This is a genomic window from Methylobacterium sp. C1 (assembly GCF_001854385.1).
In the GTDB taxonomy this organism is placed as follows: domain Bacteria; phylum Pseudomonadota; class Alphaproteobacteria; order Rhizobiales; family Beijerinckiaceae; genus Methylobacterium; species Methylobacterium radiotolerans.
Genome location: NZ_CP017640.1, coordinates 1,865,396 through 1,890,174, shown reverse-complemented (window position 1 = coordinate 1,890,174; position 24,779 = coordinate 1,865,396). Strand labels below are relative to the sequence as shown.

Annotated in this window: 22 protein-coding genes and 1 tRNA gene; 10 read left to right on the top strand and 13 right to left on the bottom strand. The window is 73.5% G+C overall.

What is annotated here, in order from left to right; all coding sequences use genetic code 11:
- Positions 1-5 precede the first annotated feature (5 nt).
- From BKE41_RS08815 to BKE41_RS08790, 6 genes are all read right to left on the bottom strand, one after another.
- A complete protein-coding gene (locus tag BKE41_RS08815) occupies positions 6-884 on the bottom strand; it encodes a putative selenate ABC transporter substrate-binding protein (RefSeq protein WP_244633361.1) in 879 nt (292 codons plus the stop codon).
- Positions 885-1,091: 207 nt separating this feature from the next.
- Complete coding sequence (locus BKE41_RS08810) at positions 1,092-2,417, bottom strand: adenylate/guanylate cyclase domain-containing protein (RefSeq protein WP_012318478.1); 1,326 nt, start codon at positions 2,415-2,417, stop codon at positions 1,092-1,094.
- The gene (gene hflX, locus BKE41_RS08805; protein ID WP_012318477.1) at positions 2,417-3,829 is read right to left on the bottom strand and encodes a GTPase HflX; all 1,413 of its coding nucleotides are present in this window, start codon (positions 3,827-3,829) and stop codon (positions 2,417-2,419) included. Before hflX ends, BKE41_RS08810 begins: the two co-directional genes overlap by 1 nt.
- A 340-nt stretch (positions 3,830-4,169) precedes the next feature.
- Entirely contained in the window at positions 4,170-4,421 is a 252-nt protein-coding gene (hfq, locus tag BKE41_RS08800; RefSeq protein ID WP_007563033.1) for an RNA chaperone Hfq, read from the bottom strand.
- A 195-nt stretch (positions 4,422-4,616) separates the two neighbouring features.
- The gene (locus BKE41_RS08795; RefSeq protein ID WP_012318476.1) at positions 4,617-5,981 is read right to left on the bottom strand and encodes a sigma-54 dependent transcriptional regulator; all 1,365 of its coding nucleotides are present in this window, start codon (positions 5,979-5,981) and stop codon (positions 4,617-4,619) included.
- Positions 5,978-8,422 carry a PAS domain-containing sensor histidine kinase gene (locus tag BKE41_RS08790; RefSeq protein WP_043073495.1) on the bottom strand — a complete coding sequence of 815 codons (2,445 nt, stop codon included), beginning with the start codon at positions 8,420-8,422 and terminating at the stop codon, positions 5,978-5,980. The genes BKE41_RS08795 and BKE41_RS08790 overlap by 4 nt, the downstream gene beginning before the upstream one ends.
- Positions 8,423-8,553: 131 nt before the next feature.
- Between BKE41_RS08790 and BKE41_RS08785 the strand changes: the two genes are divergently transcribed.
- A tRNA-Sec gene (locus BKE41_RS08785) sits at positions 8,554-8,646 on the top strand.
- A 210-nt stretch (positions 8,647-8,856) separates the two neighbouring features.
- A complete protein-coding gene (locus BKE41_RS08780; protein WP_012318474.1) occupies positions 8,857-9,105 on the top strand; it encodes a hypothetical protein in 249 nt (82 codons plus the stop codon).
- A 44-nt stretch (positions 9,106-9,149) separates the two neighbouring features.
- On the opposite strand, the gene BKE41_RS08775 is transcribed toward BKE41_RS08780, so the two are convergent.
- On the bottom strand, positions 9,150-9,542 hold the full coding sequence (locus tag BKE41_RS08775) for a hypothetical protein (protein WP_024830507.1): 393 nt from the start codon (positions 9,540-9,542) through the stop codon (positions 9,150-9,152).
- Between the two features lie 161 nt (positions 9,543-9,703).
- On the opposite strand from BKE41_RS08775, the gene BKE41_RS08770 reads away from it, so the two are divergent.
- Together BKE41_RS08770 and BKE41_RS08765 are read left to right on the top strand one after the other, a co-directional pair.
- Positions 9,704-9,940, top strand: a complete 237-nt coding sequence (locus tag BKE41_RS08770) for a DUF4170 domain-containing protein (RefSeq protein WP_012318472.1) — start codon at positions 9,704-9,706, stop codon at positions 9,938-9,940.
- A gap of 198 nt (positions 9,941-10,138) precedes the next feature.
- On the top strand, positions 10,139-11,083 hold the full coding sequence (locus tag BKE41_RS08765) for a ribose-phosphate pyrophosphokinase (RefSeq protein ID WP_012318471.1): 945 nt from the start codon (positions 10,139-10,141) through the stop codon (positions 11,081-11,083).
- Between the two features lie 36 nt (positions 11,084-11,119).
- On the opposite strand, the gene glgX is transcribed toward BKE41_RS08765, so the two are convergent.
- Positions 11,120-13,240, bottom strand: coding sequence for a glycogen debranching protein GlgX (gene glgX / locus BKE41_RS08760; protein ID WP_070999164.1), 2,121 nt, complete (start codon positions 13,238-13,240; stop codon positions 11,120-11,122).
- Positions 13,241-13,294: 54 nt separating this feature from the next.
- The gene (locus tag BKE41_RS08755; RefSeq protein WP_024830509.1) at positions 13,295-14,716 is read right to left on the bottom strand and encodes a trehalose-6-phosphate synthase; all 1,422 of its coding nucleotides are present in this window, start codon (positions 14,714-14,716) and stop codon (positions 13,295-13,297) included.
- A gap of 428 nt (positions 14,717-15,144) precedes the next feature.
- On the opposite strand from BKE41_RS08755, the gene BKE41_RS08750 reads away from it, so the two are divergent.
- The 4 genes from BKE41_RS08750 (at position 15,145) to BKE41_RS08735 (ending at position 17,422) form a co-directional block, all read left to right on the top strand.
- A complete protein-coding gene (locus BKE41_RS08750; RefSeq protein ID WP_070999162.1) occupies positions 15,145-15,702 on the top strand; it encodes a hypothetical protein in 558 nt (185 codons plus the stop codon).
- A 4-nt stretch (positions 15,703-15,706) separates the two neighbouring features.
- Positions 15,707-16,144 carry a phage holin family protein gene (locus BKE41_RS08745; RefSeq protein ID WP_012318467.1) on the top strand — a complete coding sequence of 146 codons (438 nt, stop codon included), beginning with the start codon at positions 15,707-15,709 and terminating at the stop codon, positions 16,142-16,144.
- A 5-nt stretch (positions 16,145-16,149) separates the two neighbouring features.
- A complete protein-coding gene (locus tag BKE41_RS08740; RefSeq protein ID WP_106427818.1) occupies positions 16,150-16,521 on the top strand; it encodes a DUF3618 domain-containing protein in 372 nt (123 codons plus the stop codon).
- Positions 16,522-16,630: 109 nt separating this feature from the next.
- Entirely contained in the window at positions 16,631-17,422 is a 792-nt protein-coding gene (locus BKE41_RS08735) for a hypothetical protein (protein WP_070999160.1), read from the top strand.
- A gap of 179 nt (positions 17,423-17,601) precedes the next feature.
- Here the strand turns inward: BKE41_RS08735 and BKE41_RS08730 are convergent, their stop codons facing one another.
- From BKE41_RS08730 to BKE41_RS08720, 3 genes are all read right to left on the bottom strand, one after another.
- Positions 17,602-19,131: a malonyl-CoA synthase gene (locus BKE41_RS08730; protein WP_024830511.1), complete on the bottom strand. Its 1,530-nt coding sequence runs from the start codon at positions 19,129-19,131 to the stop codon at positions 17,602-17,604.
- 117 nt (positions 19,132-19,248) lie between these two features.
- Positions 19,249-20,658: a malonyl-CoA decarboxylase gene (locus BKE41_RS08725; protein ID WP_012318463.1), complete on the bottom strand. Its 1,410-nt coding sequence runs from the start codon at positions 20,656-20,658 to the stop codon at positions 19,249-19,251.
- A 305-nt stretch (positions 20,659-20,963) separates the two neighbouring features.
- Positions 20,964-21,155 carry a hypothetical protein gene (locus BKE41_RS08720; protein ID WP_012318462.1) on the bottom strand — a complete coding sequence of 64 codons (192 nt, stop codon included), beginning with the start codon at positions 21,153-21,155 and terminating at the stop codon, positions 20,964-20,966.
- Positions 21,156-21,489: 334 nt separating this feature from the next.
- Between BKE41_RS08720 and BKE41_RS08715 the strand changes: the two genes are divergently transcribed.
- The gene (locus BKE41_RS08715) at positions 21,490-22,665 is read left to right on the top strand and encodes an MFS transporter (RefSeq protein WP_012318461.1); all 1,176 of its coding nucleotides are present in this window, start codon (positions 21,490-21,492) and stop codon (positions 22,663-22,665) included.
- Here the strand turns inward: BKE41_RS08715 and cobD are convergent.
- Complete coding sequence (gene cobD, locus BKE41_RS08710) at positions 22,658-23,692, bottom strand: threonine-phosphate decarboxylase CobD (RefSeq protein ID WP_053621572.1); 1,035 nt, start codon at positions 23,690-23,692, stop codon at positions 22,658-22,660. The two genes, BKE41_RS08715 and cobD, sit on opposite strands and share 8 nt — an antisense overlap.
- Between cobD and cbiB the strand changes: the two genes are divergently transcribed.
- Entirely contained in the window at positions 23,684-24,679 is a 996-nt protein-coding gene (cbiB, locus tag BKE41_RS08705; protein ID WP_070999159.1) for an adenosylcobinamide-phosphate synthase CbiB, read from the top strand. The two genes, cobD and cbiB, sit on opposite strands and share 9 nt — an antisense overlap.
- Positions 24,680-24,779 lie beyond the last annotated feature (100 nt).

The window sequence follows — 24,779 nt, the reverse complement described above, 5'->3', positions numbered from 1 at the left end:
CCGCGTCAGTCCAGGAGTCCGGTGGAGCGTCCGACCGCGACGAGGGGCTCGTAGGCCGCGTCGGTCACGGGGATGAATCGCGAGCGCCCGAACGGCTCCAGGATCGCCGGATCCGTGATGCCGGTCAGCGCGGCGCGCAGCCTGTCGGTGAAGCCGGCGCCGTAGGTCTGCTCCACGTCGCCCCGGACGGTCCACTGGTAGTCGGGGAAGGTCGGGCTCTCCCAGATCACCGAGACCGCCTGTCGGTCGACCTTGCCGGCCTTCGTGTCGAGGTCCCAGACCGAGTAGTCGACGGCGCCGACCGCGAAGGCGCCGGACTGGACCAGCTGGATCGTGCGGGTGTGGTCGCCCGAGAAGCCCACCCGGGCGAAGACCTGCTCGGGGGTCTTCCCCGGGAAGGCCTGCCGGATGAAGTACTCGGGCATCAGCCGCCCGGAGGTCGAGGCGCGGGCGCCGAACGTGAAGGTCTTGTCCCGGATGTCCTTCGGGAAATCCTTCTCCGGCTTCAGCCCGGCGGCGGCGTTGGCGATGATGTAGGTCTTGAACGCCGCGTCCTCGGCGCCCTGCGCGATCGCCTGCGAGCCCGGCACGGCCCTGCGCGCCTGGACGCCGGTGAAGCCGCCGAACCACGCGAGCTGCACCTGCCCGTTGGTGAAGGCGGTGACCGCCGCCGGGTAGCTCTTCACCGGGATGTAGCGCACCGGCACGCCGAGCCTGGCCTCGAGATAGGCGGCGACCTTGCCGAAGCGCTCGACCAGCCGGCTCTCGTCCTGGTCGGGAATGCCGGTGAAGACGAGGGGCGGGAGCGCCTTCGCGGCCGGCTTCTCCTGCGCCTGCGCCGGCGCGGCCAGGACCGCCAATGCCCCCAGGACGAGCCGTCCCAACCGTCCTGATCTCACCCTCGATCCCGGCCTCGATCCCGGCCTCGATCCCAGCATCGCTTCCTCGTTACACCGCGCCCACGCACGGTGGGCTCACATCCCGGCGGGCGTAGCAGAAGTTGCCGCGGCCGCCAGCCTCACGGCGCTGCGATCCCGCCCGCGGCAGCGGACACCGCAGCGAGGCCTGCGCTCCGCGCGGGCCGGCTCGCCTCAGGGACCCGGCGCCACCGCGATCGCCGACAGCGTGAGGTGCTCCGGCAGGGCGGCGTCCGGCACCGGGACGGCCCGGATCCCGGCCGGGAGGACGCCGCCGAGCAGATCCAGGAAATCCCCCGAGGCGGCGAGCTCGATCTCGGCCGCCTTGGCCCGGGTCTCGATCCGCGCCAGGGCGTTCATCGCCGGGCCCAGCACCGTGTACTCGGCCCGCACCCCGTCGTCGAAGACCCCGACCAGGAGGTCGCCCGCGTGCAGGGCGACGACCACCCGCAGGGGGAACAGCCCCTCCCGGGTGCGGGCCGCGTTGAGCGCGGCGATCCGGTCGTGGATCGACAGGGCGCAGGCGAGCGCCGCGCGCGCCTGGGCGTCGGGGTGTCCGACGACGAACTGCACCAGCACCGCGTCGCCGATGTACTTGTCGACGAGGCCGCCCTGCTCCGCTACCGCCGCCTGGGCGGCCGCCCGGACCGCCAGCAGGGCCGTCACCATGGCCTCGGGCGGGTGCTCCCGGGAGAGCCGCGAGAAGCCGCGGATGTCGAGGATCATCAGGCAGGCGTGGCGCCGGTGGATGCCGAGGCCGGAATCGCCGTCCTCGGCGGCGAGGTCGAGGGCGACCGTGTCGGGCACGAAGCGGGCGAGCTGGGAGCGCTCGTGCTCCATGCGCAGGGCCCGCGCCACCGCGGCGCGCAGGCGGATCATGCCGTCGACCACCAGGAGGCCCGCCACCATGAAGGTGGCGAGCCCGGTGACCTGCGCGGTCGGGAAGGTGTCGGCGTTCGGGAACAGGTCGGGATGGACCAGGCCGACCAGGAAGGCCGCGCTCCAGCAGACGGTGACGAGCCCGCAGAACAGCAGGGTCTGCGCCACCCGCATGCTCAGGCCCGTCTGGAGCAGGAGCAGGAAGGCAGGCAGGCGGCTCACCGCGTCGGCGCCGAGCCCCGCCCCGCCGCCGGCCAGCATGTGCTCGATGATCACGTAGACGGCGAGCCCGGCATTGAGCCCGGTGCCGGCCCAGCTGTAGGCGTTGGCCGCGGGGCCGCCGCCCCGCTCCCGCAGCCCGAACCAGACCGTGCCGAGCCCGTACAGGCCGAGGATGAGCCAGTGGCTCAGGGCGTGCAGCGAGCCGTCATAGGCCTGGGCCGCCATCAGCAGCACCAGCACGATCACCACCCGCAGGCCGAGCAGGCGCAGGCCGCCGCCGGCCTGCATGGCCCGCAGCACCGCCTCGTCGTCCGATCCGGGATCCGCCCGGCGCTCGGCCGGAGCCCGCGCGGGCCCCAGCGCGGAGAGCGTCGGGTTGCCGGCGCTGCCCGAGGCCATCAGCCGCCCCGGCCGAGGCGCCGGGCCGCCGCGAAGCGGTTGAGGAAGCGCGGCTCCTTCTCGGGGGCGATCCGGATCGCGAGGTGCAGGGTGCCGTCGGCCTCCGAGCGGCGGTCGAGGATCTCGGCGTTCTCGTAGAGCCAGTTCAGCGCCGCCCCGTCCTCCGGCGGCAGCGCCACCGCGAAGCTCGCGCGGTTGCGCCCGACCCGCGCCTCGATCCGGCTGGTGAGGGCGGCGAGCCCCTCCCCGGTCAGGGCCGAGACCAGGACCGGCGCGGCGCTGTCCCGGTCGTTGCGGGCCCTGGCCTGGCCGCTGAGGTTCAGGAGGCGGGTGCGCTCGTCGTCGTCGAGGAGGTCGGCCTTGTTCCAGACCTCGATGATCCGGTCGGCGCTGGTCTCGATGCCGAGTTCGCGCAGCACCGCCCCGACATCCTCGGCCTGGGCCTCGGAATCGACGTGGGAGACGTCGCGCACGTGCAGCAGCACGTCGGCCTCGATGGCGTCCTCGAGCGTCGCCCGGAAGGCCGCAATCAGCGGCGTCGGCAGGTCGGAGATGAAGCCCACCGTGTCGGACAGGATCACGGTCTCGCCGTGGGGCAGCTTGGTCGCCCGGGCGGTCGGGTCGAGGGTGGCGAACAGCATGTCCTTGGCGGTGACCTCGGCCCGGGTCAGGGCGTTGAACAGGCTCGACTTGCCGGCGTTCGTGTAGCCCACCAGCGCCACGATCGGGTACGGCACCCGCGCCCGGCTCTGCCGGTGCAGGCCGCGGGTGCGCACCACCGCGTCGAGGTCGCGCTCGATCCGGGTCATGCGCTCCTGGATCATGCGCCGGTCGGCCTCGATCTGGGTCTCGCCGGGGCCGCCCAGGAAGCCGAAGCCGCCGCGCTGGCGCTCCAGGTGGGTCCAGGAGCGCACGAGCCGGGACTTCTGGTAGGCGAGGTGGGCGTGCTCGACCTGCAGCGTGCCCTCCCGGGTCGAGGCGCGGCGCCCGAAGATCTCCAGGATCAGGCCGGTGCGGTCGATGACCTTGGCGCCCCAGGCCTTCTCGAGGTTGCGCTGCTGCACCGGCGACAGGGCGCAGTCCATCACGACGAGGCCGATCTCGCGGGCGCGGATCAGGCCGGCGATCTCCTCGACCCGGCCCTTGCCGAGATAGGTGGAGGGCCGGATCCGCGGCAGGCTGATCGCGAGGCTCTCGACCACGTCGAGCTCGATCGCGGCGGCCAGCCCAGTCGCCTCGTCGAGGCGGGCCTCCACGGAGCGCGACGGCGCGGCCGGTCCGGGGCCGGCCCCCGCCGCGCCGCGCGCGAGGTAGGGGCCGATCACCAGGGTGTGGGTCGCCGCGGCGATCTCGCCCTCGGGGGCGGCCTGCGCCTGGAGGCGGGCTTCGCCGGACGTCAGCGTTTCGGTCATACGGCCTTTGGCACCGCCGGGACGCCGGCGGCTTCGTTCGAGAACTCGGACTCGACAGAATGGGGATGCGGGCGCGCCGGGCCAAGGCTCGGAGCCGGAAACGCGGCGGATATCCGCAGCCGCGCCGCAGCCGCGCCGTCTTCCCGAGGGCCGCGCGGCGGGGCCCGGGATCCGGACCCGCCGCCGTGCCGGCTCCGGGAACCCGTCGCGTTCGCGGATCCCGGTCTCGCCTGCGGCGCCCCGGAATGACGGCGCGAGAGGCCCGGGCCGGACGCGCGAGTCTACGCCCGGGCGACGGTCATCCGACGCAGCGGCCCCGGCCTCGTCCTGCCGCCGGCCCTCACGCCTTCTCGGCGGTCTCGTCCGGCTCGAACAGCTGCACCGGGTGGCCCGGCATGATCGTGGAGATCGCGTGCTTGTAGACCAGCTGGGAATGGCCATCCCGGCGCAGCAGCACGCAGAAATTGTCGAACCACGTCACCACGCCCTGGAGCTTGACGCCGTTGACGAGGAAGATCGTCAGCGGGATCTTGTTCTTGCGGACATGGTTGAGAAAGGTGTCCTGAAGGTTCTGTGCGCGTTCGCCCGCCATCTTCTTGGCCTTCTTGTTGTCCCGGCTCACTCGGCCCGGATGGGTATGCCGCGGGCCGGATCGTCCGATCATCCGGTCCGGCGTCGTGTATACAAGCACCATGACGACGTGAAAGCGTGGGCGCAAGCAACCCCCGTTCCAGCCGATCCGTGACGGATCGGCCCCGCCCTCAACGCGCGCCCCGGCGCCGCGGCCTCACGGGCCGATGCCGAGGGACTTCAACTTGCGGTGCAGGGCCGAGCGCTCCATCCCGATGAACTCGGCGGTGCGCGAGATGTTGCCCGAGAACCGGGCGATCTGCGCCACGAGGTACTCGCGCTCGAAGATCTCGCGGGCCTCGCGCAGCGCGAGGCTCATCAGCTTCTCGCCGCCCGCGCCCCCCGGCGTCGTCGGCACCAGGGCGCCGATCTCCGAGGGCAGCATCTCGGAGGTGACCTCCTGCTCCGGGTCGGCCTGCGTGAGGATCATCAGCCGCTCGACGTTGTTCTTGAGCTGGCGGACGTTCCCCGGCCAGTTGTGCGACTGCAGCACCGCCATCGCGTCCTCGGCGATCCGGCGCTTGGGCAGGCCGGTCTGGGACGAGATGTTGTCCATGAAGAACTGGATCAGCTCGGGCACGTCCTCCCGGCGCTCCGACAGGGCCGGCACCCGGATCGGCACCACCGAGAGGCGGTGGAACAGGTCCTCGCGGAAGCGGCCGGCGGCGATCTCCTCCTGAAGGTCCCGGGAGGACGAGGAGATGATGCGCACGTCCACGTGCACCCGCGTCGTGCCGCCGACCCGCTGGAAGTTCTGGTCGACGAGGACGCGCAGGATCCGGTTCTGGGTCTCGCGCGGCATGTCGGCGACCTCGTCGAGGTAGAGGGTGCCGCCGTGGGCCTCCTCCAGGGCGCCGACGCGCCGGCCGCTCTCGCCCTCGACCCCGAACAGCTCGGCCTCCATGGTCTCGGGCAGGATGGCGGCGGCGTTCAGGAGCACGAACGGGCCGTTCGCGCGGGCCGAGGCCTTGTGCAGGCTGCGCGCCGCGAGCTCCTTGCCGGAGCCCAGCGCCCCGGTGATCATCACCCGGGCGTTGGTCGGCGCCACCCGGTCGAGGGTCTGGCGCAGCTGGTTGATGGCGAGCGAGGTGCCGACGATGCGGTTGGTCGCGCCCGAGCGCGCCGTCAGGTCGCGGACCTCGCGCCGGAGCCGGGAGGCCTCCAGCGCCCGCTCGGCCACCAGGATCAGCCGGTCGGCCTTGAACGGCTTCTCGATGAAGTCGTAGGCGCCCGCCTTGATCGCCGAGACCGCGGTCTCGATGTTGCCGTGGCCCGAGATCATCACCACCGGCAGGTCCGGGTTGGCGGCCTTGATCAGGTCGAGCACCTGCAGGCCGTCGAGCCGGGAGCCCTGCAGCCAGATGTCGAGGAAGACGAGGTGCGGCCGGCGCGCCTCGATGGCGGCGAGCGCCTCGTCCGAGCCGCCGGCCGTGCGGCAGCGGTGGCCCTCGTCGTCCAGGATCCCGGCGACGAGGTCGCGGATGTCGGCCTCGTCGTCGACGATCAGGATATCGGCGCTCATGCGTGCATCTCCGCGATCCGGGGGGCCGTCGGCGCGGCGCCCTTCTCCTCTGTCGTGACGGGACTGGTCTGAGGACCGATCTCAGGGGCCGCCGCCGGTTCGGGCCCGTGCTCGCGCGGGACCCGCATCCGGACCTGGCCGCCGCGGCCGGCGGGATTGTCGTTCAGCTCGATCCCGCCGCCGTGCTCCTCCAGCACCTTGCTGACGATAGCAAGCCCCAGTCCGGTGCCACCCTCGCGGGTGGTCATGTAGGGCTCGAGCAGGCGCTGGCGCCCCTCGGCCGGAAATCCCTTGCCGTTGTCGGTGACGGCGATCACCGCGAACCCGTCCTCGACGGCGAGGCTCAAGGAGATCTTGCCCTTGCCGAGCTCGGCCTCCGGCACCTCGGCCACCGCCTCGACGGCGTTCTTGAGGATGTTGGTGATCACCTGGCTGAGCAGCCTGATGTCGAAGGCCGCCACGATCTTTTCGGACTCGCCGGCGCCGCCCTCCGCCGCGCCCGTCTGGGCCGAGAACGCGAAGTCGATGTCCGGGTGCGCCACGCGCATCATGAACAGGTTCTGCTTGGCGATCTCGGTGAGGTCGTTCGGCGCGATGGCCGGCTTCGGCATCCGCGCGAAGGCCGAGAACTCGTCGACCATGCGCTTGATCTCGTCCACCTGCCGGACGATCGTGGCGGTGCACTGGTCGAACACCTCCTTGTCGGCGGTGATGACCTTCCCGTACTTGCGCCGGATCCGCTCGGCGGAGAGCTGGATCGGGGTCAGCGGGTTCTTGATCTCGTGGGCGATGCGGCGCGCCACGTCGCCCCAGGCGGAGCTGCGCTGCGCCTGGACGAGGTCGGTGATGTCGTCGAGCGTCACCACCGAGCCGCGGGAGGCCCCCTGCGCCTGCTCGCTCGTGACCCGCACCGTGATGGTGCGCTCGCCCCGGGACCGGGTGAGCTGGACCTGCTGCTGCTGCAGGCTGCGCGGGCGCGCCTCGCTCTCGGCCAGCACCGGCGCGAGCTCCGGCACCGCGCGGGCCAGCGGCTGGCCGACGAGCGCGTCGCTCGCGAGGTCGACCATCCGCTCGGCGGCCGGGTTGGCGATGGTGACGAAGCCCGCCGCGTCCAGGCCGATCACCCCGGGCGAGACCCCCGACAGCACGGCCTCGGTGAAGCGGCGGCGGGTGTCGATCAGGTCGCTCGCGGCGATCAGGCCGGCGTGCTGGCGGCGCAGCTCCTGGGTCATCTTGTTGAAGCTCTCGCCGAGATGGGCGAGGTCGCCGCTGGTCTTCTTGGTCGGCACCTGGGCGTAGAAGTTGCCCGACGCCACCTGGTCGGCGGCGTTGATCAGCCGCCGGATCGGCGCCACGAACCGGTTGGCGAAGTTCATCCCGAACCAGACGGCCGAGAGCAGCGCGATCAGGGCGATCAGCAGGAACACCGACGCGAAGGTGATCTGGATCGAGCGGCGCAGCGAGTCGTAGGTGAGGTACTCGGCCGCCGCCGCCCGGGAGACGCCGGGGAACTCGATGGCGAGCTGGCTCACCTCCCGCTGCACCATCAGCACGGCGTCGTCGTAGGCCGGCATGCGCAGCAGCGCGGCGAAGACCCGGCCCTCGGTGGGCAGGAGGCAGATCGGGTCGGCGGAGTTGGCCGCGTCCTCGAAGGCCGCCGCCGAGGGCAGCCGGTTCGTCTTCAGGACGTCGATCTTGGCCCGGGCCACCACCTCGGTCGGCCCGCGCATGATCTGCGCCACCGGCAGGCCGAGATTGGTCGCCCGGGTGGTCAGGAAGGTCTGGAACCAGTCCCGGTTCACGTCGAAGTTCGGCCGGGCCCGGGTCAGGTCGTCGGCGAGGATGCGGATCTCGCGGGCGAGGCTCTGGCACTGGTTCTCCTGGTAGGCGTCGGCCACCTCCACGGATTTCAGCACCACGTCGCGGACCCGGTCGGTGAAGCCGAGCGACAGGCCCCGGTCGATCGTCACCGAGGCGACCACGGCGAGCAGGATCGTCGGCAGGATCGCGATCAGCGAGAACAGGCCGACGATGCGGGTGTGCAGCCGCGCCACCGCGGCGTTGGCCTTGCGGGCGTGCAGGAAGACCCGCGCCTCCCAGGCGATGATGACCGCGAGGCCGAGCACCAGGGCTGCGTTGATGGCGAGCAGCGTCACGCCGTAGGCCGGCGTCGGCGTCACCCGGATCACCCCGGCCAGGATCAGGAAGGTCGCGAGCGCCGAGACCAGGGCGGTGACCACCATGGCGGCGCCGATCCAGCCGGGACCGCGCGGGCCCGGCCGCAGCGATTCCGCCAGGGGCGTGCCGGACGGCTGGGCCGCGTCGGCACCCGCGGGCGTGCCCGCGTCCTGCTGGTCCGCGGTCTCGCCCGTCCCGTCGGCACCCCTCTCGGGGACCCGCGCGGGGCCTTCCTCTGTCCGTGAGCGTCTCAGGAACGGCATGACTGGTGCAAGGCCACAACAGTGTGGCGGAATTAATACGAATCCGGGCGCCCGGGCGGCGGATCGGCGGCGCGATCCGCCGCAGGCGGCCGGCCTTGACCCCGCCCCGCCCCGCCCGTACCCCCGGCCGTGGAGGCGAACGGGGTCTGGTGGCCCTCCTGGTCTTCAAAACCAGCGGTACGCCAACAGCGTACGGTGGGTTCGATTCCCATCCGCTTCCGCCACTCTTCGCGCAGTCGCGATCGGCAGATCAGTGTTCGCCGATATCCAGGCGACACGTGCGATAAAATTCGCAATACTGCTGCATCGGAACTGTGGGGGTGCCGGCTCGTTTCCCGCGATCGATCCCGCACGGGTGCCCTCGTGAAGAACCGGTCCGCCACCATCGTCCCGTCCCCGCCGGCCTCGGCCGGCCGTGCGCGCTGAGGCCGGCCATGCTGGACAGACTCGTCACGTTCCTCCCGCCCGGCGCCCGCGAGGCGCTGCGGACCCTCGCGGCGCGCCGGCCTGTGCGACGGCCCGCGCTTCGGCCGGGCACCGAGGCCGCGATCCTGCCGGGCCTCGACACCCGGCCCGCCCCGATGGCGCCCTTGCACCCGCCCGCCGCCATCAACGACAATCCCCTCCAGGCCCTCCACGACGCCGTCGAGCGGGATCTGCGCGCCAGCGGCCACCTGCGCTGAGCCCGGGCCGAGGGCCCGTCCGTCACCGCTCCGTCACCGCTCCTTCACCGCTTGGCCGGCGCGGGGGCCTCGGGAATCGTCCCGGGCGCGATCCAGTGGCAGGCCGTCGTGCCGCGCACGCCGGCACAGTCGTAGCTCTGGCCGCCCAGCGTCACCTTGTCGACGATGCCGGTGAGCTCCGTGCGCGCCAGCGCCGCGCAGCCGAGATGGTCCGCCTTGGGATCGGCCAGGTGCGCCGCGGCGGCCGCCGCGCCGTCGCGCATCAGCATGCGGTAATTGGCCAGCGACGGGCAGCCGATCACCGGCGGCCCGGCCCGCCGGTCCGGGGCGCTCCTGTCGGCGCGCGCGCGGGGCGCCTGCTGCGCCTGAACCGGCGCGGCGCCGAGGCCGAGGGCCAGCGCGACGAGGACGGCGTCGGAGAGAGGGCGGCGTGTCATGGGCCGCTCGTAGCACGGCGCGTCCGGGGTTGCGCATCCGCCGCGGCGCCGCGCCCGGCCGCCGCGCAGGCCTGCGGCGGGCTCAGGGCTCGCCTGCGGATGTTCAGGCTTGACCGCGGGCCCGCCATTTGCGAGCGCCGCCGTGGAACGGAGGACGGGCCATGACGACGGCAATCGACAGCGACCAGAAGCTGCACTTGGTCTTCGGCGGTGAATTGCAGGATCTCGACGGGGTCCGGTTCCGGGACATCCGGAACCTCGACATCGTCGGCATCTTCCCGGACTACGCCTCCGCCCAGGCCGCGTGGCGGGCCAAGGCCCAGGCCACCGTCGACAGCGCGCAGACGCGCTACTTCGTGGTGCACCTGCACCGGCTGCTGGAGCCGCCGGCCCCCTGAGGGGACCGCGCGCGCGGCCCCGGCCCGGCTCCGGGTCCGCCGCGGGCACCCGCGGTGCGTGCGGGGCGGCCGTGAAGGCATTGTGACACTTCCTGCCCGCTGCTAAGAGCCTCGCCCGTCATCGGATCGTTCCGGCTCCTCGGGAGACCGGTCTGAACAAGAGCGGCGGGAGGTCCGGCCGCCAGCGAGCGGTCGCCCATGAAATCCTCGATCAAGATCATCGCCGGGAATGCCAGCCGGCCCCTGGCCGAGGCGATCGCGGCCTATCTCGAATTGCCGCTCGCCAAGTGCATGGTCCGGCGCTTCGCCGACATGGAGATCTTCGTCGAGCTCCAGGAGAACGTGCGCGGCGAGGACGTGTTCATCGTCCAGTCGACCTCGTTCCCGGCGAACGACCACCTGATGGAGCTGCTGATCATGATCGACGCCGCGCGCCGGTCCTCGGCCCGGCGCATCACGGCGGTGATCCCGTATTTCGGCTACGCGCGGCAGGACCGGCGCACCTCCGGCCGCACCCCGATCTCGGCCAAGCTGGTGGCGAACCTCATCACCGAGGCCGGCGCCGACCGCGTCCTGACCCTCGACCTCCACGCCGGCCAGATCCAGGGCTTCTTCGACATCCCCACCGACAACCTGTTCGCCGCCCCCGTGATGGTGCGCGACATCAAGGAGCGGCTGCCGAGCGCCGACCGGATGGTGGTGTCGCCGGACGTGGGCGGCGTGGTCCGGGCCCGCGCCATCGCCAAGCGGATCGACTGCCCGCTGGCCATCGTCGACAAGCGCCGCGAGCGCCCGGGCGAGTCCGAGGTGATGAACATCATCGGCGAGGTCGAGGGCCGCTCCTGCATCCTCGTCGACGACATCGTCGATTCGGGCGGCACCCTGGTCAACGCCGCCGAGGCCCTGCTCAACGCCGGCGCCAAGGACGTCTCGGCCTACATCACGCACGGCGTCCTGTCGGGGGGCGCGGTCTCCCGCATCGCCGCCTCGCGGATGAAGGAACTGGTGATCACCGACTCGATCCAGCCGACGCAGGCCGTCAAGCTCGCCCGCAACATCCGGGTGGCGACGATCGCGCCGCTGCTCGGCGAGGCGATCGGCCGGACCGCGACCGAGTCCAGCGTGTCCAGCCTGTTCGACTGACGGCGCCTCCCGGCCGATCCCGGGGGCGCCCCGCCCCTACCGGCCCTGCACCCAGCCGCCCCGGTCGCCGGTCTCCGTTCCCGGCGCGGTGAGCACCAGGACCGTCCGGCCCGGCAGCGGCACGGCGCCCCCGGCCGCGATCGCCGGCGCGCCGGGGGCGCGGGCGCCCGCGGGCTCGCCCGTGTCGAAGACCGGCGTCCACGGGCCGCCGATCACCGGGGCGAGGCGGAAGCCGACGGCCTCCGCCCCGGCATTGAACAGCATCAGCAGGCGGTCGCCCGGATCGCCGTCGTTGCCGATCTGCATGCCGAACACCTGGAGCCCGTCGTCGGACCAGTGCCGGACCTCCATCTCGATGCCCTCGGGGGAGAGCCAGTGCACGTCGCGCAGCGGCTCGTCGGGGTCGATCAGCGCGCCCGTGAAGAAGCGTCGCCGCCGCAGGGCCGGTTGAGCCCGGCGCAGGGCCAGCAGGTTGGCGACGAAGTCCGTGAGGGCGGGGTCCGGATCGACGCTCCAGTCCATCCAGCTCGTCGGGTTGTCCTGGGCGTAGGCGTTGTTGTTGCCGCCCTGGCTGCGGGAGCGCTCGTCGCCCATGAGCAGCATCGGGACGCCCTGGGCCAGCATCACGGTCGCCAGCATGTTGCGCTTCTGCCGGGCGCGCAGGGCGAGGATCGCCGCGTCGTCGGTGTCGCCCTCGACGCCGTAGTTGCGGCTGACGTTGTGGTTATGGCCGTCGCGGTTGTCCTCGCCGTTGGCCTCGTTGTGCTTCGCCTCGTACGCCACCGTGTCGGCGAGCGTGTAGCCGTCGTGGCTGGCGATGAAGTTGACGCTGGCCAGCGGCGAGCGCCGGGACGGGGCGAACACCTCGCGCGAGCCGGTCAGCCCCTGCGTGACCTTGGCGAGGGTGGCGGAATCGCCCTTCCAGAAGCCCCGTGTGGCGTCGCGGAACTTGTCGTTCCACTCGCTCCAGCCGCGCGGGTAGCCGCCGAGCTGGTAGCCGCCCTCCCCGATGTCCCAGGGCTCGGCCACCATCTTGACCCGGGCCAGGACCGGATCCTGCGCCACCGCCTGGAAGAAGGCCGCCTGCGGGGTGAAGGCGAACGGGGCGCGCCCGAGGCTCGAGGCGAGGTCGAAGCGGAAGCCCGCGATGCCGTAGGCGGTGACCCAGTGGCGCAGGGAATCAAGCACGAGCTGCATCACCCGCGGGTGGCTCGCGTCGAAGGTGTTGCCGCAGCCGGTGCAATCGAGATTGCGGCGCGGATCGGCGGGGTCCAGCTTGTAGTAGCTGGCATTGTCGATGCCGCGGAACGACAGGGTCGGGCCGGTGTGGTCGCCCTCGGCGGTGTGGTTGTAGACCACGTCGAGCCAGGTCTCGATCCCGGCGGCGTTCAGCTCCCGGATCGCCGCCTTCAGGCCGCCGAGGCCGCCCTCCCCCAGGTAGCGCGGGTCCGGGGCGAAGTAGCCCAGGGGCTGATACCCCCAGAAATTGACCAGCCCCTTCTCGACCAGGAAGCGGTCATCCGCGAAGGCCTGGATCGGCAGCAGTTCCAGGGCGGTGACGCCGAGCTTCACGAGATGCGCGATGATCGCCGGGTGGGCGAGCGCCGCGTAGGTGCCGCGCTCCGCCTCGGGGATGTCGGGATGGGTGCGGGTCAGCGCCTTGACGTGCGCCTCGTACACCACCGTCTCGGCGAGCGGCCGGCGCACCGGATTGAGCGCGAGGTCGGGCACCTCCGGGGCGGTGACCACGCATTTGGGCATGTAGACCGCGCTGTCGCGCCGGTCGATCCGGTCCTCGCGCCCGCCCCGGCGATGGCCGTAGAGCGCGTCGTGCCAGCGGATCCGGCCGCGGATCTCCCGCGCGTAGGGGTCGAGGACGAGCTTCGAGGCGTTGAACCGGTGGCCCGCCGCCGGGTCCCAGGGGCCGTGCACCCGGTAGCCGTAGAGCTGGCCCGGCAGCACGCCGCGCAGGTAGCCGTGCCAGACGTCGTCGGTCCGGCAGGGCAGCCGCACCGTGCGGGTCTCGTGCCGCTCCCCCGGCTCGAACAGGCAGATGTCGACCGCGGTGGCGTGCTCGGAGAACAGGGCGAAGTTGACGCCGCGCCCGTCGAAATGGGCGCCGAGCGGCGCCGGCACCCCGTCGTCGACGGCGATCATGCGGGGCGTCCGGTCACACGGAGGGCGGCGGGCGGAAGCAGCGGGCGGCGCCGGCTATTCGGCGGCCGCCGCGGCGGTGGGCGGCTCGCGCTCGATCGTGCGGAAATTCTCGAGCTCCGCCAGGAAGTTGCGCGCCCACCAGTCGACGTCCTCGCGGGTCATGCGCTCGACCATCGGCTTCCAGCGCGCCAGCCGCTCGGCCTTGGGCATGTAGAGCGCGGCCCGGATCGCCTCGGCGACCTCGAACCGGTCGTAGGGGTTGATCAGCAGCGCCTCCGGCAGCTGCCGGGCCGCCCCGGCGAATTTCGACAGGACCAGCACGCCCGGATCGTCCTCGGACTGGGCGACGACGTACTCCTTGGCGACGAGGTTCATGCCGTCGCGCATCGGCGTGACGAGGCCGACCCGCGCGGCCCGGTAGAGGCCGGCCAGCACCGGGCGGGGATAGGCCTTGGTGATGTACTGGATCGGTGTCCAGGCCGGGTCGCCCAGCGAGCCGTTGATCTCGCCGACCTTCTCGTTCACCTCGCGGGCGAGCTGCTCGTATTCCGGCACCTCGCTGCGGGATTTCGGCGTGATCTGGATGTAGGTGACGTTGCCGCGCTGGTCGGGGTTCGAGGCGAAGAAGCTCTCCACCGCCTCCATCCGCTCGGGCACGCCCTTGGAATAGTCGAGCCGGTCGACGCCGATCAGCAGCTTGCGGGTCCGCAGGCCCGCGATGGTCTCGCGCACGACCTTGTTGGCGTTGGCCTTCTCGGCGGCCTCCTTGAAGCCCGCCACGTCGATGCCGATCGGGAAGGCGCGGATCCGGGTCCGGCGGCCGTCGACCATCAGCGAGCCGCCGCCGAGCGGGATCGCCCGCTGGGTGTCGACGAGGTTGCGCTGCAGGTTCTGGACGTCCGCCTCGGTCTGCAGGCCGATCAGGTCATAGTCGACGATGGCGCGCAGGAGCTCGCCGCTCGCCGGCAGCGAGTTGAACACGTCGGCGGCGGGCCAGGGGATGTGGTGGAAGTAGCCGATCGGGTTGTCGAGCCCGAGGCCGCGCAGCTCGGCGGCGAGCGGCAGCAGGTGGTAGTCGTGGACCCAGATGATGTCGTCGGGCTCGACCAGCTTGGCCAGCGCCCGGGCGAAGGTCCGGTTCACGCGGCTGTAGCCGGCGTAGTCCGAGCGCGAGAAGGCGCCGAGCCCGAGCCGGTAGTGCATGATCGGCCACAGGGCCCGATTCGCGAAGCCGGCGTAGTATTCCAGGTGGTCCTGCGGCGAGAGGTCGACGACGGCGTACTGGACCCGGCCCCGGTCGATCAGCGTCGGCTCCTCGGACGGCTCGTCCGTGATGGTGCCGCTCCAGCCGAACCACAGACCCTCGTAGGCCGTGAAGGCCTCCTTGACCGCGACGGCGAGGCCGCCCGCCGCCACCGCCTTGCCGCCCTCTTCCGGGACGGCGACGCGGTTCGATACGATCACAAGGCGTGCCACGCGGGTCGACTCCGGATCAGGGGCGCGGGTCGGGTCGAGGATCTCGCCGCGCCTGCATCGGGACATCACTACTATGTCAGAACGCGCGGAGTCCCTGCGCGATCCTTTGTTGGTCGTCCGGCAACCCAAGCGTGAAGCCGGGCGCGGGTCAAGTCGAGGCCCTGCCGTTCCGGGACAGGGCGACCGCTCCGTCCCGACCGGGCGCCCCGGGCGAGCGTCGTGCAAGCGTTGTGCGAGCGTGGCGGTTCTGGCAGACCTTGCCTGAACGGGGACTGAGCGGTGCCGCGCGCCGCCCCGGACCCGGCGCGCGCACCGGAAGGACGCACGGAGGCCGGAACCCGCGACAGCCGAGTCGGTTACTCAGCCATCGCGGGGCCCGCGGTCGCCGCGAGCGGCCCCGTCCCCGCGCCGCGAGGAGTGTTTTCGAGATGGCCGGCAACGAGTTACCGCAAGGCACCCCCGTGGACCCGATCGCGGATCCGCACCGCGAGGGGCCGCACGACGCGCCGCACGACGCGCCGCACCACGCGCCGCACACCGCCGCGGAGGAGCGCGCGCAGTGGCGGGCCCTGCAGGGCGACGTCGAGGGGCTCGCCGACGTGGCGGCCGAGCGCGGGCGCGGCCTGCTCGACGCGGCCCGGCTGCAGGCGCAGAGCTACGTCGAGCAGCGCAAGAGCGATGCCGCGCAGTCGGTCCACGACCTCGCCCAGACGATCCGCAATTCCGGCCGCGACCTCGGCGACAAGCCGAACGTCCGCGCCTTCTTCGACAGCGCCGCCGACGGGCTGGAGCAGCTCGGCTCCTCGATCGAGCGCCGCAGCCTCGGCGAGTTCTACAGCGAGGCCGAGTCCTTCGCCCGGCGCGCGCCGGTCGCCGTGGCGGTGGGGACCTTCGTGGCCGGGCTGATCGCCGCCCGCTTCATCAAGTCGTCCAGCCTGCCGCCGGAGGCGCCGGACGGCGACGCCCGCGACAGCTTCCGGGCCTGACGCCATGACCCACGGCTCCGACCCGCGCCAGGCGGGCCCGTCCACGGGCCCCTCCGCCGGCCCCTCCAGCATCCAGAGCCTGATCGGCGACGCCCTGCGCGAGACCAACGAGCTCGCCCGCAAGGAGATCGCGCTGTTCCGGGCCGAGATGGCCGGCAACGTCCGCCAGCTCATCGTCGGCCTCGCCTGCATGGTCGGCTCGGCGGTGTTCGCCGTGGTCGCCCTGCTGGTCCTGATCGGCGCCTTCGTGAAGTGGCTCGCCACCATCGTGGGCTCCGAGTGGCTCTCGGCCCTGATCGTCGGCGGCGTGCTGCTGCTCCTCGCCCTCGGGATGGCCCTGTGGGCGCGCAGCGTCCTCTCCCTCTCGACCCTGGCCCCGACGCGCACGACGCGCCAGGTCCGCCAGGATGCCCAGGCCCTGTCGGAGCGCGTGTCCGGATGAGTACGATGAACGACCTCGAGAAGGAGATCGAGGAGAGCCGTGCCCGGCTCGACGACACGATCGACCGCATCCAGGGCCGGCTCTCGGTGCCGAATCTGGTGGACGAGATGCTGGGCAATGCCCGGCGGGTGCCGGCCCTGAACACCACCTACGATTCGGCCCTGGAGGCGGTGCGCCGCAACCCGGTGCCGGTGCTGCTGATCGCGGCGGGCGTCGGCCTGCTGTTCAACCGGATGGCCCGCGACGCCCAGCGCCGCCGCACCGAGGTCTCGGCCGAGCGCGTGCCCACCCTGAACACCGGCGCGGCCCGCGGCTACGACCCCGACCTCCCGACGGTCCGCCCGGCCCGCGATCCGCTGGACACGACCGAGATCTGAGGACCGACCCGTCCGGATCCGGGACGAGACACCTCGCGCGCCCGGGCGGACGACCGGGCGGACCGGCGCCGAAGGCGGGCCGCCGAGACCGACATTTGAGGACAGCGCCATGACCGACAAGCCGGGTACCCCTTCCAGCACCCCCGAGCAGCTCGCCGCCGAGGCGGGCATGCCGCACGGCGGCGGTGACAAGAGCCTGCGGCCGGACCCGGCCGGCCTCGGCGACCCGGGCGCGCCCGGCACGGCCGCGGGCGACTTCACCCTCCGGCCGGACCCGCGCGGCCTGCACGACCCGCTCCAGTCCGGCGCGGCGACGGGCTCGCACGACGCGGCCGGGCACGACGCCGCCGCGGCCGCGAAAGACGGCATCCGGGCGGCGGGCGACCGGGCCACCGAGTTCGCCGGACAGGCGCGCCGCACCGTGTCGGGCCTCGCCGACGACATCAACGACCGCCTCGGCGGGGCGGCCGACCAGGCCCGCGACCGCGCCTCCGCGGCCTACGACGATGCCCGGGAGCGGGCCGGCGCCCTCCATCGCCGCAACATGCGGGCGCTGGACGACCTGACCAACCAGGGGATCGCGGGGATCAATCGCGGGCGCACCGCCGTCGAGCGCTTCGTGGACGACAACCCGCTCCTCGTCGGCGTGGTCGGCGTGGCCGCCGGCCTGCTCCTCGGCGCGCTGCTGCCGCGCACCCGCCAGGAGGACCGGAGCATCGGCCCCTGGGCCGACGAGGTCCGCGACCAGGGCCTGCGCTACGCCCGCGAGGTGACCAATATCGGCCGGGAGTTCGTCCAGACCGCCCTCGATCCGGACAACCTCAACGCCGCCGCGCGCAAGGTGGCCGACCCGGAGGGGCACAAGCCGCCGGAGGGCGAGCGGACGCAGCACAATCTCTGATCCGGGTCCCGGGCCAGGCGCCGGCGGGTCGCTCCCGCACCGTCCGCACGGGCGGAGCGGGGTGACCCGGGGCGCCGCGCGCCGGGGATCGCGGCGGCGGCCGGCTTCCCGCCCCGGCGCGCGGGGACGGCGGGCCCAGGGACCGAGCTTCGTCGGCCCTGGCGCCGACGGCCGGATCGTCAGTCCCGGTACAGACCCGCGTGCGCCTCGCGGAGCAGGTTCTTCTGGACCTTGCCCATGGTGTTGCGCGGCAGCTCGTCCACGAACAGGACGCGCTTGGGGCACTTGAACCGGGCGAGGCGGCCCTCCAGGGCGGCCTGCACGCCGGCCTCGTCGGGGCAGCCGGCGCCGCCCACCACCACGGCGGTGACGGCCTCGCCGAAATCCGGGTGCGCCAGGCCGATCACGGCGGACTCGACCACGCCCGGCAGCGCGTCGATCTCGGTCTCGACCTCCTTCGGGTAGACGTTGAAGCCCCCCGAGATGATCAGGTCCTTGCCGCGCCCGACGATGTGGACGTAGCCCCGGCCGTCGACCTTGCCGAGGTCGCCGGTGATGAAGAACCCGTCGGCCCGGAACTCGGCCGCGGTCTTCTCGGGCATGCGCCAGTAGCCCTGGAACACGTTCGGGCCCTTCACCTCGATCATGCCGACCGCGTCGGTCCCGAGGGCCGCGCCGGTCTCGGGATCGACCACCCGCAGGGACACGCCCGGCAGGGGGAAGCCGACCGTGCCGGCGACCCGGTCCCCCGCGTAGGGGTTCGAGGTGCTCATGTTGGTCTCGGTCATGCCGTAGCGCTCGAGGATGGCGTGGCCGGTGCGGGCCTGCCATTCGCGATGGGTCTCGGCGAGCAGCGGCGCCGAGCCCGACACGAACAGGCGCATGCCCCTGGCCGCCTCCGGCGTCAGGCCCGGCTCCTTGAGGAGCCGGGTGTAGAAGGTCGGCACGCCCATGAGCACGCTGGCCCGCGGCATCAGGCTCAGGATCAGCTTCGGGTCGAGCCGGGGCAGGAACAGCATGGATCCGCCGCTCGCCAGCACCGTGTTGGTCGCCACGAACAGGCCGTGGGTGTGGAACACCGGCAGGGCGTGGATCAGCACGTCGTCGGCGGTGAAGCGCCAGGAGTCGACCAGCGTCCGGGCGTTCGACGCGAGGTTGTCGTGGGTCAGCATGGCGCCCTTCGAGCGCCCGGTCGTGCCCGAGGTGTAGAGGATCGCCGCGAGGTCCTCCGGGCCCCGGGGCACGTCCGCGAAGGCGGCGCCCGCATCGGCGGCCCGGTTGGCGGCCCGGTTGGCGGCCTCGGCGGCGCTGCCGCCGCCCGCCCCGTCGAGGGTCCAGATCTGCCGGACGCCGGCGGCGGCCTCGGTCAGGGCGTCGCGCCGGCCCGGGTCGCAGACGAACACGGTGGGCTCGGCATCGCCCAGGAAGTAGCCGATCTCCGCCGGGGTGTAGGCGGTGTTGAGCGGCAGGAACACGGCGCCGGCCCGGACCGCGCCGAGATACAGGAAGATCACCTCGGGGCTCTTCTCGACCTGCACGGCCACCCGGTCGCCGGGCGCGACGCCCGCGGCCCGCAGGGCCGCCGCGTAGGCGCCGGAGCGGGCGATCAGGTCCGCGTAAGCGTAGCGGCGCCCGTCCGGCGTCTCGAGCGCGGTCTTGGCGGGATCGGAGGCGCCGTCCCGCACCAGGGAGAAGAGGTGGTTCGTCATCGTGAGGCTGGGCTATCACGGGCTGTGGGTCGCGCGCACCCATAGCCGCCCGGAGGCCCACTCGGCGAGCCCTTTCCGCGGCGGCCCGCCGTCCGTGCGGCCCGGAGAGCCGGGTCCCTACGCCTCGGCGAGCACCACGGCCCGGGGCGGCGGCAGCTTGGCGCGCAGCTCCCGGGTCACCGCCGGGGCCGCCACCACGGTGCCGAGATTGGCGTAGGTCTCGTGGTTCCGCTCGATGGCGGCGAGGTCGTACAGGTAGTTGACCATCAGGCCGTGGGACTGGGCCAGCCCCTTCTTGGACGTGTCGCCCAGGAAGTTGATCCGGTCGAGGCGCGCGCCGTTGCCGAGATGGAACCGGGCCACCGGGTCGAGGGGGCGCCCGCGCTCGTTCTTGGCGCGCAGGAAATAGGCGGCCGCCGCCGGGATCAGCGCCCGGCGCACCGTCTCGGCCCGGGCCTTGTCGGCCGGCCAGGCCGGGTCGTCCAGCGCCCGCAGGGTCTCGACATCCTCGGGCAGCAGGCCCTGCGGGCTGTCGGCCCGGCGCTCCCGCGCCAGCCACGCGGCGAAGCCCGGCACCGGCGAGAGCGTCACGAAGGTCTTGAGCGTCGGGACCTCGCGGGTCAGGTCCTCGACCACCTGCTTGATCAGGAAGTTGCCGAAGGTGACGCCGGCGAGGCCCTTCTGGCAGTTCGAGATCGAGTAGAACACCGCCGTGGTGGCGGCGTGCGGCTGCAGCGGCTTGCGCTCCTGCGACAGGATCGGGGCGATCGCCGGGGCGATCTGGTCGGTGAGCGCCACCTCCACGAAGATCAGCGGCTCGTCGGCGAGCGCCGGGTGGAAGAACGCGAAGCAGCGCCGGTCCGGCGGCTCGATGCGGGCGCGCAGGTCGTCCCAGCCGGAGATGGCGTGCACCGCCTCGTAGCGGATGATCTTCTCCAGGATGTGCGCCGGCGTCGTCCAGTCGATGTGGCGCAGCACCAGGAAGCCGCGGTTGAACCACGAGGCGAACAGGTGCTCGAAGTCGCAGTCGAGGCTGTCGACGGCGTCCATCAGGGCCGGGTCGGCCTCGTCGCCGGCGCGCAGCGCCCGGCGCAGGTCGAACAGGTCCTCGCGCATCCGCACGAGGCTGAGCGTGCCGCCGCGGGCGAGGTTGAGGCGGCGGATCAGCTCCTGGCTGCGCGGCTCGGCGGCCTCGTGCAGGCTGCCGAGGCGGGCGCGGGAGGGGGCGGCGCGGTAGGCGGCGATCGCCTCGTCGACGGCGGCGTGGTCTGCGTCGAAGTCGAGGGCGATGGCCCGCAGGAAGGCGTGGCGCTCGGCCTGGCCGAAGCTCGCGTAGCGGTCGAGGATCAGGCGGGCCAGCGCCACCCCGGAGGCCTCGCCGCGCCGGGAGATCAGGTCCTCGCACAGCTTCACGAGGTCGCCGGCGCTGGCCCGGGATCCCATGTCGCCGCGGCCGATCCCGATCAGGTCGCGGCCGCGCTCGCTGATGGTCTGAAGCAGGTCGCCGAAGAAGGAGATCGCCGCCATGACCTTCGCACTGACCCCTGTCGACCCGGATTCGAGACGTGGCCGGCCCCGCGACGCCGGCTCGTCGATCGGGCGCGGGCGGAAGCGGATCCGGACGCCGCCGGGCGTCCCGATCCGCCCGCCATTCTACGGCGCCGCGGCCGCCGCGACCAGAGCTTGACCGGTCGCCGACGCGGGGCTCCCAGGGTGCGGGAGCGGCACGAAGATCGTGTGACGGGGGGGGCGCGCGACGGATCCGGGCGGTCGGTCGTCAGGTCGCGCCGTCAGGGCCGCGCCGTCAGGGCCGCGCCGTCAGGGCCGCGCCGTCAGAGCCGCTCGGCCACCGTGGCGAGGTCCGCCCGCTCGCGCCAGTCGCCGACGCCGTGCTGGCGGGCGAATCGCAGCTCCGCGGCGCGGCGGGCGCGCTCGGGATCGCGGGCGCGCGCGATCGCGACCGAGCCGATCGTGAACGGCACCCCGAGGATCTCCTTGGCGAAGTCGACGCGGTAGTTCGGCATCCCGTACTCCCTGCTGCGGCGGCCCCGGCGCCGTTCTCGCGGAACGAAACCGCCCTCTCGTTCGTAGTCCGGTCCGTAAACCTCGCGAGGCTCGTCGCCCGGCGCACCGGTCCGCGGCGCCCGCCGGCATGCGGGCAGCGCCGGCTGCGTCTGATGCATATGGTGCGCCGTCGGCCCCGGTGAAGGGCCCCGGGGTGTGCCGGCAGGGATGCATCGCCGCAGCTTGCCCGGCGGCGCGCTCCGCCCGTATCGCTCGCGGCTCCGATCACCCTCCCCACACGGACCCGACCATGGCCCTTCCGCGGCGGCGTGCCTGCCTGCCCCCGACCCAGCCGTGACCACGCCCCTCGACGCGAAGGCCCGGCTCGGCCTGACGCTGATCGCCGGCGGGGCCGTGGCCAACATCTACTACAACCAGCCGCTGCTCGGCCTGATCGTGGCCGAGTTCGGCGACCGCGCCGCCCTGTGGGTGCCGACCACGGCCCTGGTCGGCTACGGGCTCGGCATCGTCGGGCTCGTGCCGCTCGGCGACGCCCTGCCGCGCCGCGCCCTGATCGTGGGACAGTGCCTCGGCCTCGCCCTGGCGCTGCTCGCCGTGGGCCTCGCCCCGAACCTCGCCTGCCTCGCGCTCGCCCATCTGGTGGTCGGGGTCCTGTCCTGCGCGGCCCAGCAGGCGGTCCCGTTCGCGGCCGAACTCGCCCCGGACGCGAGCCGCGGGCGGATCGTCGGCCAGGTCATGACCGGGCTCCTCACCGGCATCCTGCTCGCCCGCACGGCGAGCGGCTTCCTGGGGGCGCATCTCGGCTGGCGGCCGGTCTTCCTGGTTGCGTCCGTGCTGGCGCTCGCCATGGCGGGCATCGCGCGGGCCACCCTGCCCCACACGGTGCAGACGCACCCGCTGCGCTACCGCGCCCTGATGCTGTCGATCCTCCACCTCGCCCGCAGCCAGCCGGTCCTGCGCACGGCGAGCCTGTCGCAGGCGCTGCTGTTCGCGGGCTTCAACGCCTTCTGGGCGACCCTGGCCCTGCTGGTCGAGGGGCCGCCCTTCGGCCTCACCGCCGCCGGGGCCGGGCTGTTCGGGGTGATCGGCGTCTGCGGGGCCTTCGTGGCGCCGATCTCGGGCCGCTTCACCGACCGGCGGGGGGCGAAGCCCGTCGTCCTCGGCGGCAGCCTGCTGGTCGCCCTCTCCTTCGCGGTGCTCTGGGCGGGGGGCACCTGGTCGCTCGCCGCGGTGGCGCTCGGCGTGCTGCTCATCGACATCGGCATGAACGGCGCGCTCATCGCCAACCAGACGCGGGCCTACGCGCTGGTCCCGGGGGCGCGGGGCCGCATCAACACCGTGCTGTTCACGACCCTGTTCGTGTTCGGGGCGCTCGGCGCCTACGCCGGCTCGCAGGCCTTCCTGCTCGTCGGCTGGCCGGGCGTCTGCGCGGTCGGCCTCGCCTTCTCGGCGCTGGCCGTGATCGTGGCGGCCCGCGACCCGCACCCGCCGGGGGCGCGGCCTACCTGAGCACCCGCGACAGCCGGCACCAGCCCGCCCTGTCGGGCGGCAGGCCGAAGCGCAGGCGCTCCGGGCGCCCGGCGAAGCGCCGCACCGCGATCCCGGACGCCGCCAGCCGCCGGTAGAGGTCCGGCCCGTCGGGGAAATCGGCGGTCCGGAACAGGCACGTGCCGCCGACGACGCGGCCGCCGGCCCGGGCGATCATCCGGTCGAGGCGGCCCGCGTCCGCGGCCCGGGCCCGGGCGGCCTCGGCGCGCCAGCCCGCGTCCGACAGGGCCGCGCGCCCGATCGCCAGGGCGGGGCCCGACACCGCCCAGGGTCCGAGGGCCTCGGCGATCCGGGCCGCCGTGCCGGGCTCGGCGACCGCGAAGCCGAGGCGCAGGCCGGCGAGCCCGTAGGTCTTGCCGAAGGAGCGCAGCACCACGAGGCCCGGCGCCGAGTCCGGTGCGGCGACGTGAGGGCACAGGCTCTCCACCGTCTCCAGGTCGGCGAAGGCCTCGTCGGCGACGAGCAGGCCGCCGCGCCGGTTGAGCGCCGCGGCGAGCGCCCGGCGCTCGGCCAGCGGGTGGGTCCGCCCGTCCGGGTTGTTGGGATCGACGAGCACCACCACCCGGGCCTGCCCGAGGGCGTCGACGCCCGCGACCTCCGCCACCGCGTGCCCGGCCCGCGCCCAGGCGGCGGCGTGCTCGGCGTAGGTCGGCCCGACCACCGCGACCTCGGTCGGGGCCAGGAGCCGGGGCAGGGTCTCGATCAGGATCTGGGTGCCGGGCGCGGGCACGACGTGGTCGGCATCCGGCGCGCCGTAGGCCGCGGCGGCGGCCTCCCGGAGGGCGCGGACCTCGGCGGCCTCGGGCAGGCGCGTCCAGGCGCTGGCCTCCAGTGCGGGCACGCGATAGGGGACCGGGTTGATCCCCGTCGAGAGGTCGAGCCAGGGCTCCGGCGCGTCGGGAAAGGCTTGTCGGAGTCCGCCGAGATCGCCGCCATGCGCGATCGGGGCGACCTCACGCGCGGGAACGCTCCACACCGAATGGTCCATCTGCCCGGTACGTTTGCCGACACGCTCGCCGTCCTCGCCGTCGCCCTCGGGATCGAGGCGGCGGCCGGCTATCCCGACGCGCTCTACAGGGCGGCCGGTCACCCTGTCACCTGGATCGGCCGGCTGATCGCCGCCCTGGAGCGCGGTCTCAACCGCGGCTCGGCGCGCCGGCGGCGGGGCGCCGGCTGCCTCGCGCTGGCGCTGCTCCTCGCCGCGGTCGGCTCGGCCGCCCTCGCCGTCGCGGCGCTGGCGGGGCTCGCCGGCTCCCTCCCCGCCCTGCTCCTCCTCGGCCTGATCTGCGCCAGCCTGCCGGCGCAGCGCAGCCTGCACCAGCACGTCGCCGCCGTGGAGACGGCCCTGCGCGCGGGCGGCCTGGAGGCGGGGCGCCGGGCCGTGGCGATGATCGTCGGGCGCGACCCGGACCGCCTCGACGAGGCGGCCGTCTGCCGGGCCGCGATCGAGAGCCTGGCGGAGAACTTCTCCGACGGGATCGTGGCGCCGGCCTTCTGGATCGGCTGCCTCGGCCTGCCGGGCGGCGCCCTCTACAAGGCGATCAACACCGCCGACAGCATGATCGGCCACCGCAGCCCGCGCTACGAGGCCTTCGGCTGGGCGGCCGCGCGGCTCGACGACGGCGTGAACCTGCCGGCCTCCCGGCTCGCGGGCCTGCTGATCGCCGGGGCGGCGGCCCTGCGGGGCGCCGACGCCCGCGGGGCGCTCCGGGCGATGGCCCGGGACGCGCGCCGGCACCGCTCGCCGAATGCCGGCTGGCCCGAATCCGCCATGGCCGGCGCGCTGGGCCTGCGGCTCGCGGGGCCGCGGGTCTACGACGGCACCCTCGTCCCGGACGCCCATATGGGCGACGGCCGGGACGCGGCCGCGGCCGACGACATCGCCCGGGCCCTGACCCTCTACCGGACGGCCTGCTGGCTCCAGGGCGGGCTCGTGCTGGCGCTCCTCGGGCTCTGCCTGACCCTGGCGGGCTGAGCCGTCTTCGCTCCGCGCGCCGGGACGGCGGCATGCCCCGATCGGGCCTTGGCACGGCCCGCGCACCGGACGCATCGTGGCCGGACGGGGCCGGACGGGG